Annotated in this window: 2 protein-coding genes and 1 pseudogene; 2 read left to right on the plus strand and 1 reads right to left on the minus strand. The window is 70.3% G+C overall.

Going from position 1 to position 2,716, the window contains the following annotated elements; all coding sequences use genetic code 11:
• A partial coding sequence (locus WA805_RS21815) for a class I SAM-dependent methyltransferase (RefSeq protein ID WP_425243259.1) occupies positions 1–343 on the minus strand: 343 nt, incomplete at its 3' end.
• Between the two features lie 466 nt (positions 344–809).
• On the opposite strand from WA805_RS21815, the gene WA805_RS21820 reads away from it, so the two are divergent.
• The gene (locus tag WA805_RS21820; protein WP_422273193.1) at positions 810–2,099 is read left to right on the plus strand and encodes an MFS transporter; all 1,290 of its coding nucleotides are present in this window, start codon (positions 810–812) and stop codon (positions 2,097–2,099) included.
• 274 nt (positions 2,100–2,373) lie between these two features.
• Positions 2,374–2,716: pseudogene (locus WA805_RS21825) on the plus strand (hypothetical protein); the annotation flags it as partial.

The raw sequence follows: 2,716 nt of genomic DNA on the forward strand, positions 1-2,716 counted from the left end.
CGGCAAAGGGCAGGGCGCGGACATCGGCCCGTACCCATCCGGCGTCCGGGTGCGCGCTGCGCGCCTGCGCTAGCATGCCAGCGCTGAAATCGACGCCTGTGACCGGTTCCTGGCACAGGGACCCGAGGACCCGCATGCCCGCGCCGGTGCCACAGCACACGTCCAGTCCCCGGCCGAACGGGCCGAACGGGCGCAGCGCGCCGGCGGTCGCGTCGAGCACGCCATCGGAGGTGCGGAAAGGCGTGTAGTCGAACTTCGGGGCAAGCAAGTCATAGCCGCCCTCGACCGAGGACAGCGCCTGCACCGCCAGTTCACGCATGGACGGCCCTTGAGGCGAGAACACCGCCCAAGGGTACTTACCCGATGCCGGACAGGCGGCCAGCCCCGCGATCACCCACCGCTCCGAGGGGCCAGATGCCGATCAACAGCACTCCCATTGCGAGGACGTACCTCGGCGAGCAGACTCCGCCTCAAACGGACGCACGCCTGCCCGCCGATCTGCGCGGCAGCCGCGGCCTGGAGCCAGGAGGCCTGGAGCCAGGAGGATGGTGGCGCGCATATCTCGGCTATCTGAACGGGTCCTGGGGTGGACGCGGCCGGGTGCCGCGGATATGCAGCGTCTGGGGTTTCGGAACTGGGATGGGCAGCATCCCCGAATCGGGGCCTTCACCAGTCCGGACCGGGATATGCCCGGCGCCCATTGCCATGGTGCGGTGTTGCCGTGGAGGATCTGAGGCAGGAGGGTGCCGGGACGGTCTTCTGCGTGACCTGCATGCCCAGGGGGTGCGTCCCGGGCAAGGTGGGCAGCATTGAGCACTGATCCGGGCCAGGGCACCGTAGCCGCGCGGGGCGCGTTCCGGTTGCATCGCTGGAGCGACCGGGCCGTCGTCGGCGCGGCTATCGCCGCCTTCGCCGCGGGGTTCGGGCAGTTCGGCGTCGTGGCGGCCCTCGGCGACGTGGCCCGGGGGTTCGGCCAGGCGGACAACGGCGGGACTCTCGTCGCCCAGGCCGGGCTGTCGGGCACCGACCTGGGCATCGGGCTCGCCATCATGCGCCTGGCTTCGCTCGGCGCGCTTCCGGTCATTGGCCTTGCCGACCGCTTCGGCCGCCGGACGCTGCTGCTCGCCACGGTCGGCATAGGGCTGGCCCTGACGGTGGTGGCCGCGGCAAGCCCCACCTACTGGTGGTTCGTGGCCATCTTCGCCTGCGGCCGTCCTTTGCTGGCTGCCACGAACGGGCTGGCGCAGGTCACCGCTGCGGAGCAGACCGCCTCGGCGGACCGGGCCAAGGCGGTGGCGCTCGTCGCAGCGGGGTACGGCACCGGCGCCGGGGCCATCGCCATCGTGCACAGCCTGGCTGCGAGCACGCTCGGGTTCCGCGGCGTGTTCGTGCTGGCGGTGGTGCCCCTGGCCCTGCTGCCGCTGCTCCGAAGATGGATCGAGGAGCCTGACCGGTTCACCGTGGCTGCGGCCGGACCGGAGCACCCGGTCCCGGTGCTTGATGCCGTGGCCAGGCCGTTCCGCCGCCGCCTGGCGGTGATCGTGGTGCTCGGGTTCGCCGTCTCGGTCATCACCGGGCCGGCTAACAGCTTCGTCTTCCTCTTCGCGCAGAACTTCCTCCACCAGCCGGGCATCGTGACGGCGGGCATGGTGGCAGGTGCCGGCGTCGCCGGGCTGGGCGGCCTGCTGGCCGGACGGTGGCTGGCGGACCGGGCTGGCCGGCGCCTGACCGGCGCGCTGGCCATGGCGGCCGTGGCCGTGCTCGCCATCTGGACCTACACCGGTTCCTCCCTGGCGCTGGTGGCCGGTTACATCCTCGGTGTGTTCGCCGCCTCGGTCTTCGCCCCGGCGGCCGGGTCACTGGTCAACGAGCTGTTCCCCACCACGGTCCGGGCCTCAGCGGCAGGCTGGTCGCTGGCCGCGGGTGTGCTGGGCGCCGTCACCGGCCTGGTCGCCTTCGGCGCAGTGGCCGGCTCCGGCCACCGGTTCGCGACAGCCGGGCTGGTCACCTTCGTTCCAGCAGCACTGCTCATGGTGCTGTTCTGGCTCCTTCCGGAAACCCGCGGGCGGGAACCCGAGGATCTTTGGCCCGGCACGTGAGCCAGCCCTCCCGCCAGTCCACTGACGACACGGCCGGGCGCACCGGCAGGCTGTCGTGAGCTTGGCAGCCGGCTGCCTGCGGACCGGATGCTTACCTGACCCGCCAAGGAGACGGCGAGGCTGGCAGTGAGCGCCTCGAACCGGAGATTCCGACTCGCTGAGCCTGCGGTACTGCCGCATTCACGTGGGTGGGTGCCTGATGGTGCCCAAGCATCCCGAGATACAGGCCTGACGTGTCTTCCGCTGTGTGTCTCTGGCAGGCCATGATCAGGTCGTGTTCGGGCGCGAAAGGGCGAAGGACACGCGGCTTGCCTTCAGCCGAAAGGCGCATGACTGTCAGGATGGTGAACCTGCTATGACCGGTGAGTCTGCTACCAGTGCTCCTGAGCTGGCCAAAGGGGACCGCAGGCTGGCCATCCTGCTGGCGATGGCGATGTTCGTCCTGGTCGTCGACACATCGGTGATGAACGTCTCCATCGCATCGGTCGTCCACGATCTGCATACGACCGTCAGCGGGGTTCAGTCCGCGATCGCGCTTGAGGCGCTGGTGTCGGCGGCGTTCATCCTGATCGGCAGCAAGGTGGGCGATCTGATCGGGCGCAAGCGCGCGTACGTGC

Source organism: Trebonia sp., from assembly GCF_049794275.1.
Classification (GTDB): Bacteria; Actinomycetota; Actinomycetes; order Streptosporangiales; family Streptosporangiaceae; genus Trebonia.